Annotated in this window: 8 protein-coding genes; 3 read left to right on the top strand and 5 right to left on the bottom strand. The window is 66.4% G+C overall.

Annotated features, from left to right (window positions below):
* Together QOI01_RS09980 and QOI01_RS09985 are read right to left on the bottom strand one after the other, a co-directional pair.
* Positions 1-856 (bottom strand): FAD-binding oxidoreductase (locus QOI01_RS09980; RefSeq protein WP_526380400.1); only part of this gene is annotated, 856 nt, incomplete at its 3' end.
* Between the two features lie 31 nt (positions 857-887).
* Positions 888-2,039 carry a pyridoxal-phosphate-dependent aminotransferase family protein gene (locus tag QOI01_RS09985; RefSeq protein ID WP_526380402.1) on the bottom strand — a complete coding sequence of 384 codons (1,152 nt, stop codon included), beginning with the start codon at positions 2,037-2,039 and terminating at the stop codon, positions 888-890.
* Between the two features lie 335 nt (positions 2,040-2,374).
* On the opposite strand from QOI01_RS09985, the gene QOI01_RS09990 reads away from it, so the two are divergent.
* Positions 2,375-3,787 (top strand): SLC13 family permease, encoded by a 1,413-nt coding sequence (locus QOI01_RS09990; protein WP_526380404.1) that lies wholly within the window; start codon positions 2,375-2,377, stop codon positions 3,785-3,787.
* A gap of 214 nt (positions 3,788-4,001) precedes the next feature.
* Here the strand turns inward: QOI01_RS09990 and QOI01_RS09995 are convergent, their stop codons facing one another.
* Positions 4,002-4,766, bottom strand: a complete 765-nt coding sequence (locus QOI01_RS09995) for an IclR family transcriptional regulator (protein ID WP_526380406.1) — start codon at positions 4,764-4,766, stop codon at positions 4,002-4,004.
* A 225-nt stretch (positions 4,767-4,991) separates the two neighbouring features.
* Positions 4,992-5,774 (bottom strand): class I SAM-dependent methyltransferase, encoded by a 783-nt coding sequence (locus tag QOI01_RS10000; protein WP_526380408.1) that lies wholly within the window; start codon positions 5,772-5,774, stop codon positions 4,992-4,994.
* A gap of 401 nt (positions 5,775-6,175) precedes the next feature.
* Here QOI01_RS10000 and lnt point away from each other — a divergent pair, with 401 nt between their 5' ends.
* Complete coding sequence (lnt, locus tag QOI01_RS10005) at positions 6,176-7,681, top strand: apolipoprotein N-acyltransferase (protein WP_526380410.1); 1,506 nt, start codon at positions 6,176-6,178, stop codon at positions 7,679-7,681.
* A 38-nt stretch (positions 7,682-7,719) separates the two neighbouring features.
* Here the strand turns inward: lnt and QOI01_RS10010 are convergent, their stop codons facing one another.
* The gene (locus tag QOI01_RS10010) at positions 7,720-8,130 is read right to left on the bottom strand and encodes a hypothetical protein (RefSeq protein WP_526380412.1); all 411 of its coding nucleotides are present in this window, start codon (positions 8,128-8,130) and stop codon (positions 7,720-7,722) included.
* A 127-nt stretch (positions 8,131-8,257) separates the two neighbouring features.
* Here QOI01_RS10010 and QOI01_RS10015 point away from each other — a divergent pair.
* Positions 8,258-8,640, top strand: a 383-nt coding sequence (locus tag QOI01_RS10015; protein WP_526380414.1) for a GntR family transcriptional regulator, incomplete at its 3' end; no start/stop codon positions are given.

The following is an 8,640-nucleotide window of genomic DNA, read 5'->3' on the forward strand; positions in this document are numbered from 1 at the left end:
CGACTGCGTAGACGGTGTGTTTGGGTTTGGGCACGAGATCCACCTCGACCGCGGTGGCGATCGCGAGGGTGCCCTCGCTCCCCACTATGAAACGCGCCAGGTCGAACGGCGTCTCGGGATCGGCCAGCCGGTCGAGGCGGTACCCGCAGGCGCGCCGCCAGAACGGCGGAAAGCCGGTGGCGATCGCATCCCTGTTCTTGTCGACGATCGCCGGTAGCTCGCGGTACAGGGACCCTTCCAGGGTCGGAACGCTCGCCCGCCGGTGGCGTTCGATGCCGTCGACCGGCGCGAAACGCGCGATGGATCCGTCCGAGAGCACGACGTCGACCGCGCGGACGTGGTCGATGGTCATGCCGAATCTCAGCGACCCGCTGCCTGCCGAGTTGTTGCCGAGCATGCCGCCGATCGTGGCGCGGTTGCTCGTGGACGTGTCCGGCCCGAACATCAGGCCGAACGGTGCGGCGGCACCGTTGAGTTCGTCCTGCACGACGCCGACCTCGACGCGGGCGATCCGCCGCTGCGGGTCCAACTCCAGGATTGACGTCATGTGCCGCGAGAAGTCCACCACGATCCCCGCCCCGATCGTCTGCCCGGCCAGGCTCGTGCCCGCCCCGCGCGGGGTGACCGCGACACCGTAGGCCGCGGCGATCCGCACGGTGGCCGCCACGTCGTCAGCGTGCCGCGGGAAGACAACGCACAGCGGCGTTATCGAATACATGCTCGCGTCGCGGGAGAACATGTGTCGCGAATACTCGTCGAACTGCACCTCACCGTCGAGTTCACGCTCGAGACGTTGGGTGAGACCTTGCGGCAGTTCGGATTCCGTGCTGTGAGCTCGCTCGTCGCTGAGCGTCATCGTCAGCCCCTTCCGTTCGCGCAGGCCCTGTTCACTTCTCCAGGACTTCGAGCGCAGCGAGCACACCGTCCTGCTTGATCGGCACGCCGGCCAAATTCAGTCCCATCTGCACACCGCCGAGTGTGCCGACGAGCATGAGGTCGTTGAAGTCACCGAGATGCCCGATACGGAAGACCCTGCCCGCCAACTTGGCCAGGCCGGTGCCCAACGACATGTCGAACTTGTCGAGGATCACCGCGCGGATCTGGTCAGCGTTCACGTCCTCGGGCACCAGGACTGCGGTGAGTGAACCCGAATGTTCGCGCTCGTCGAGGCACAGCACCTCCAGACCCCAGGCGCGGACCGCGGCGCGGGTCGCGCCCGCGTGGCGCTGATGGCGCGCGAACACGTTCGGCAACCCCTCATCGTCCAGCATGCGCAGCGCCACCTTCAGCCCGTAGAGCATGTTCGTCGCAGGCGTGTAGGGCCAGAAGCCGTTGGCGTTCGCGGCCAGGATCGGCTCCCAGTCCCAAAAGGATTTCGCCAGCTTTGAGGTCTTGCGCGCTTCGAGTGCCTTGTCGGACACGGCGTTGAAGCTCAGCCCCGGTGGGAGCATCAAGCCCTTCTGCGACCCGGCGACGGTCACGTCCACCTTCCACTCGTCGTGGCGGTAGTCGATCGAGCCGAGCGAGGAGATGGTGTCGACGAGCAGGAGGGCCGGGTGACCGGCGTCGTCCATGGCCCGGCGAACTTCACCGATCCGGCTGGTGACACCGGTGGAGGTTTCGTTGTGGACGCAACACACCGCCTTGATCTGGTGGCCGGTGTCGGCCTCCAGCTTTTCGGCCACCAAGCCCGGATCCACGCCGTGGCGCCAGTCACCGGGAACGAAGTCGATGACAAGACCGAGCGCGTCGGCCATCTCGCGCCACAGGGTCGCGAAGTGCCCGGTCTCGAAGCACAGCACCTTGTCACCGGGGCTGAGGGTGTTTACCAGCGCCGCCTCCCATGCTCCGGTGCCAGAGGCCGGGTAAATGATCACCGGGTTCGTCGTACCGAAGACAGGCTTGATCGCTTCGAGGAGGTGCTCGCCCAGCGCCTGGAACTCCGGGCCGCGGTGATCGATAGTCGCGGCCGATATCGCGCGAAGGACCTCGTCAGGGCAGTTCGTGGGGCCGGGGATCTGCAAAAAGTGGCGACCCATCGGGGTTCCTTTCGTTCGGGCGTGGCAGCGCAGCGACTCGACCATCGCATGCCATTATCCACAATGCGGAAACTTTCTGTCGTAATTCGATACTAGACCGGCGATCGGTTTGGCGTCCAGCCTGGACTGGAATCCTCGTGCGGCCGCACCACTCCGAATGATGTTCAACCACACCCAGCAGACGGCTGAGGGTGCGGCAAGGCATATGACCCCTTGACGAGACGTGCGTCACGGGTGCACGCTCTTAGTCGCTCGGAATGAAACTTCCGCTATACGGAAAAGTGTTACGGGCGCTGCTTGCCCGCTGCCCCATCACAAAACTTGGAGGAGACCAGGTGTCGCACGAACTGTTATCGATTTTGGTACTCGCGGGGGTGTTTCTCATCGCCACGGTACTGCCGGTGCACATGGGAGCGCTGGCCCTGGTCGCGACGTACATCGTGAGTACGTACGTACTCGGGGAGGACATGGACACCATCCTGGGCGGTTTCCCCGCCGACCTCTTCATGATCCTGGTCGGCGTCACGTACCTGTTCGCACTGGCCACGGATAATGGAACTGTCGACTGGATCGTGGCTCGAGCAGTTCGGTCGGTCGGCGGCCGAATCGTGCTGATCCCCTGGGTGATGTTCGGGGTGACTGCTGCGCTGACCGCTGTCGGTGCCGTCGTCCCGGCAGCGGTCGCGATCATCGCGCCGATCGCGATGGGGTTCGCCAGACGCTACAACATCCGCCCGGTGTTGATGGGCCTGATGGTGATCAACGGAGCCAGTGCAGGGGGTTTCTCGCCGCTCAGCATCTTCGGCAGCATCGTCAACGGCGTGGTCACCCGCAACAACCTGCCTAGCAACCCGGTGCTGCTGTTTGTGTCCTCGGCCGCCTTCAACATCGTCCTGGGTCTGATCGTCTTCGTACTCTTCGGCGGCCGGAGCCTGCTCGGCAAGGTCGACAAGGGCGACGGCATCGCGACCGGCGGCACCACCCCCGCAGACGGCGGCACCACCCCCGCGGACGGCGGGATCGGCGCCGGTGGCGGTTCCCATCAACCGGAATTGATCGCGACCCACGGATCGCACACCAGCCGTGCCGACACCACCGCCGTGCAGACCACCCCTGTCCCCGGCGGCGCCGCCGTGGCCACCGACATCGCCCTGGACCGCAGTCGCTGGATCACCCTGATCGGCATCGCCGCACTTGCCGTCGCGGTCCTGTTCTTCAACCAGGACGTCGCCTTCACGTCGCTGCTCGTCGCCGTCGTGATCTCGCTGTTCTCACCGAGCATCAACAAGGGCGCGATCAGCAAGATCGCCTGGCCGACCGTGCTGCTGATCTGCGGCATCGTGACCTACGTGGCGATGATGCAGCGAGTCGGCACCATCGACTGGCTCGGCAATGGTGTCGCGCACCTCGGCGCGCCTTTGGTGTCAGCCATCCTGATTTGCTTCATCGCCGCTCTGGTGTCCGCGTTCGCGTCCACCACCGGCATCCTCGGTGCACTCATCCCGATGGCCGTACCGTTCCTGCTCACCGGCCAGGTCGGCGCGGTGGGCATGGTCATCGCGCTCTCCATTTCAGCCTCGGTAGTCGACTCCAGCCCGTTCTCCACCTCCGGTGCCCTTGTGGTGGCCAACTCGGCGGAAGATCAGCGCGACAAGGTATTCCGTCAGCTCGTCAGATGGGGATTCTCAATGGTTGTTATAGCCCCGATCGCTACCTGGCTGATCTTCGTCCTGCCCGGCTGGGGCTGACTTCTGCGCTTGATGCCCTGCCCCGTTCTCGCCGGTCGAGAACGGGGCAAGGTTGTCTTCGAACCACAACTCGACGCGGCCGGTCAGGATCGGAGCGGGGCGGGGCGACCAACTGCGGCCGGGCCGGCCGCCTCGGTCGGACCCTGCCCGCCGCGCTCGGAGTGGTCGCCGCCGACCCGACGGCCACAGTCGTGGGTCCGGTGACCCCCGTCGGCTACTGAGCGGTGTCCCGTTCGAACTCCGCACTCAACTCTGCGGCCACGTGCTGCAGGATCGGTGCGATGCGGTCGGCGGCGTCGAGGGTCACCCTGGCCGCTGGACCGGACACCGAGATCGCGGTCAAGGTCGGCATGGCGGGCACCGGCACTGCGAAACATCGAACACCGACCTCTTGCTCATCCTCGTCGATCGTGTAACCCCGCTGCCGGCTCCGCTCCAGATCGGAGATGAGCGTCTCCATGTCGGTGATGGAATTGTCGGTGTAGGCCGGCATTCCGGTTCGCCCCACCAGCGATCGGACCGCGTCGTTCGGCATCTGCAGCAGTATCGCCTTTCCCACCCCCGTGCAATGCAGATACACGCGCCTTCCGACCTCGGTGAACATCCGCATCGTGTGCGCCGAGGGAACCTGGGCTACATACGCCGCCATACTTCCGTCTAGCACCGCCATGTTCGCGGTCTCACCGATCTGCTCGACCAGATGCGCAAGGTGCGGGCGTGACGAGGCCCCGAGGAGTCGCGTCGCGCTTTCCCCCAGCCGGATCAGTCGCGGTCCCAACGCGTAGCGCCGGGTGGGCAGCTGGCGCACATACCCCCTGCCGACCAGCGTGCGAATCAATCGGTGGATGGTCGGCACCGGCAACTCCGCGCGCTCGGCGAGTTCGCTTACCCCGATGGAGCCGCCGACCGTCGCCATGATCTCGAGGATGTCGAAGACTCGTTCGACTGATTGAACACCACCTACCGCCGATTTCCCCACTGTGTCCTCGCCCCCTCTTAATCCCGACCGCTGTACACTCTTCCATCACTCGGAAAATCTGATTCACCAGACGATAGCGGATGCAGTCCCTCGGCACCGGACGTGTTTCGGTGGTCTGCTTCGAGGTCTCGACTGCGCGCTAAAGTCCCACAACCCCGCTCTGCCACAGGTTGTCTCTACATACGCCCGACCAGATCGCCGCTTTCTCCTCGGCAATCTCAGCGATCACTCCTTGCGCGCCGTGGTGACCTCCCACAGTTGGCGGAACCACACCGCACCGTCGGCATTGCGGTGCGGGTGCATCCCGGTCCCCGCTTCCCCGGCCAGTTCGGTGTCGAAGGCCTCGCACACCAGTTCAGCAGCCGACGTGTCCGTCGCTGCCTGCTCCAACCACAGAAGCACCGGTCGGTCGATCTCCCGTTCCGCGACGTCGTCGACCACGAGTCCTTGCTCCTGCAGCCATCGACGCACTACACCCCGCGCCGGCATCCGAAGGTGAGATGGGTCGCGCAGCCGCTCGATCCGATCTTGCTGTTCGGCGATGCGCGGATCGGTCGAGGCCACGAGGTCCATCACCACCACCCGTCCGCCGGGACGACACACGCGCACCATCTCGGCCAGCGCCCGCCGGGGGTCGATCAGATGGTGCAGGACGAACCGGGCGAAGACGAGGGTGAACGCCGCATCGGCGAAGGGCAGGCTCGCGACCGCGCCGCGCACGAACTCGAGGTTGGTGAGCCGTTCGGACGCGGCATGTCGGCGGCCTTCTTCGATCATCGCCGGGGTGCTGTCGACGACGACGACACGAGCGACATCGTTGGCCAGAGCCCGGCTGACGATGCCGGTCCCGCCGGCCACGTCGAGCGCGATGTCGTCGATTCCGGGTGCCATATGGTCCAGCAGCCACGGCACACTCGAGGTGAAGGCGACGTTGAGCCTCGCGTCCTCGAACGTCGCCGCCTGCGGGGTGAACGCCGCTCGGATGCGTTCCTCGTGGGTCTCCGGCACCGTGCCACCATCCCAGACGTCGAAATCACCGCGGCCGTGCTCGAGCATAAAGCGGCCGCGACACCGGCCGGCAATCCAACCGGTGGCCACATGCGGAAGGACGTCGGGCGAAAGCCTTCCCGTCTGGAGTGGACTGTGTCGTACCGCGGCGGGCGCGTCGGGCTCGCCAGCTTGAACGACACTGCGATGAGCCCGGCAGAACTGCGCAGGATTTAGCGGTTGGCGTCATCGCTATCGCTCTGGGGCGATGATCTGTGTGTGCCGGTGGAGATCCTCTCGGACGAGCAGGCCCCGGGCCGGGCTGGTCGTGGTCCCGCTGTGCCGGATGGGCCGGAAACGTTCTTTGCTGCAGCTGATCCCGACCCGTTTCGTGCTCGGCTGGGTCCTCGTCGGCGGCGGTGATGCTCGCCGGGAGGTCGCGGCAGTCCCACGACGGATCGGGTACACGGCGTGCCCCCGGCCGCGCGGCGGCCTTGGTTGTCGGCGCGCTGCCCGCGTTCGCTTTCCCCGCGCCGTCGTGGTGGTGGCTGGCCTGGATCGGTTTGACGCCGCTCCTGCTAGTGGTGCGCGCCGCGCCGACGGCGCGGGAGGGCGGAATGCGGGCGTGGTGCGGTCTTTCCGGGTATGTGCTGGCCACGCAGTATTGGCTGCTACCCAGCGCCGGTCCGTTGCTAGCGGTGCTGGCCGTCGGACTCGCCGCGTTGTGGGTGCCGTGGGGGTGGGCCGCGCACCGCCTGCTGTCTGCCCCGGTCACACTCCGCGGGACGCTCGCCGCCGTGGCAGTATTGCCCAGCGCGTGGGTGATGGCCGAGGCGGTGCGGTCCTGGCATCATCTCGGTGGGCCGTGGGCTTTGCTGGGCGCGTCGCAGTGGAACCAGCCGGCCATGCTCGCCTCGGCCTCCCTCGGCGGGGTATGGATGACAAGTTTCCTGCTCGTTGCGGTCAACACCGCGATCGTCGGGGTGATTCTGCAGCGGGGTGTCCCCGGTCGGGTCATCACACTGGCGGTAGCGCTGGCGTGGGTGGGACTGGGCCCGGCGTGGTTCGTGCTGAGTCCGGCACCTCCGATCGGTTCGACGGTACGGGTGGCGTTGGTGCAGCCGGGCGACATCGCCGACTCCGTAGCCCGTCAGGCGGCCGGCGAAGCGCTCACCGCCACTCTGGCGGGCCAGCATCCGGACCTGGTCGTGTGGGGAGAGAGCAGCGTCGGAGTCGACCTCAGCAGCCATCCGGCCGCCATGGCAGACCTAATCGACCTATCCCGGCGGGTCGGCGCGGACCTCCTCGTCAACGTCGACGCACGCTCTCCGACAGCGGGAATCTACAAGTCGTCGGTCCTCATCGGACCCAACGGATCACTGGGCTCCTACCAGAAAACCCGGCTGGTGCCCTTCGGTGAGTACGTGCCCCTACGCCCGCTGCTCGGCTGGATCACCCGCTCCACCAAGGCCGCAGCCGAGGATCGGCGGCGCGGAAGCGAACAGGTGGTACTGCACGGACGCTCGATCGCCATCGGACCGTTGATCAGCTTCGAAGCGACCTTCTCCGACCTCCCGCGCAGGGAGGTGCAACTCGGCGCCCAGCTGCTGGTGTACCAGAGTTCCACGTCAACGTTCCAGGGAAGTTGGGCGCAGCCGCAGTTGGCCAGCCAGGTGGCGGTACACGCTGTCGAGGTGGGCCGCGCGGCGGTGCACACCGGGTTGTCCGGCGTCAGCGCGGCCTTCGACTCGCGGGGCCGGGAACTCGCCTGGTGCCCGTCCACCTATCGGGGCGTGATCGTGGTGGAGGTTCCGCTCGGATCGCGCACCACTGTGTACCAACGGCTGGGGGACTGGGTACTGGCGCTGGCCTTTTCGATCCTTGCGACCGCCGGCGTCATGGCGACACTGCGGTCCCGGGGTAACTGATTACCAGTATCCGATCATCCGGCCGGCCGCGACCGCTGTCACCCAGCTGACGAGCGAAACGCCACCCATGAGCGCCAGCTGCCGCGCCTCGGGGCGGTCAAGAGCACGGGTTGCGTGGGCCCTCCACGCCGCCGTGCGACCCAGCGCCACGGCGTTGACGAGTCCCGTCCAATTGCCGCGAATTTCACCAGCAGAAACGCGTTGTTCTGGTACTCCAGAGCATTGGACGCGAGCAGACAGACGCCGCCGGCTGCGGCGAGCGCGAAGCCTGCCATCGCCACGGGCGCGGTAGCGGTCGCAATCGCAATCGCTAGGAGCGGCGTGCGGCGCCACACCGCCAACAGCCTCAGATCGAGAATGAGCACGGCACCAAAGAGCGCCGCGACGCCGAGGATGTGAATCAGGTTGACGACGGGATAGCTCCACGGGCCGGAGCCGCGCATGAACATGCCGTCTCGTTCACTGCGTGCCTGGTGGCGGTGTAGACCGCCGATCCCTTGCGGTGGATCCGGCGCATGCGAAGCCTTATCGTATGGATTCGGTCGGACTGTGATTATGGTGTGCGAATGGTGACGAATGGCGACTGAGCAGATTGTGCGCCAGAGCCTCCACGAATCGCTCGTCGCTCCCCTTAGGGACATGATCGTGCGTGGTGAGCTTCGCGCCGGTGACAAGGTTCCCGAGGAGCAGCTCTGCGAGCGGTTCGGCGTGTCGCGCACGCCGATCCGCGAGGCGCTGAAGGTGCTCGCCGCCGAGGGCGTGCTGCAGATCCAGCCGCATCGCGGCGCGATCGTTGCGCGTATCACCGAAGATCAGATCAACCAGCTCTTTCCGATTATGGCCTCGCTCGAGCGACTGGCCGGTCGCCTCGCCTGCGCCGTGGCGACCGATGATGACGTCGCCCGTGCGCGTGCGCTGCACGACGAGATGGTGGCGCGGTACGCGGCTGGTGACGAAGC

The sequence above is a fragment of the Mycobacterium sp. genome (genome assembly GCF_032162605.1).
Classification (GTDB): domain Bacteria; phylum Actinomycetota; class Actinomycetes; order Mycobacteriales; family Mycobacteriaceae; genus Mycobacterium.

Excerpts from the sequence above, each read along its gene's own strand:
- QOI01_RS09985 (WP_526380402.1), bottom strand. The coding sequence starts at position 2,039 with ATGGGTCGCCACTTTTTGCAGATCCCCGGCCCCACGAACTGCCCTGAC.
- lnt (WP_526380410.1), top strand. The coding sequence starts at position 6,176 with ATGCTCGCCGGGAGGTCGCGGCAGTCCCACGACGGATCGGGTACACGG.
- QOI01_RS10010 (WP_526380412.1), bottom strand. The coding sequence starts at position 8,130 with ATGTTCATGCGCGGCTCCGGCCCGTGGAGCTATCCCGTCGTCAACCTG.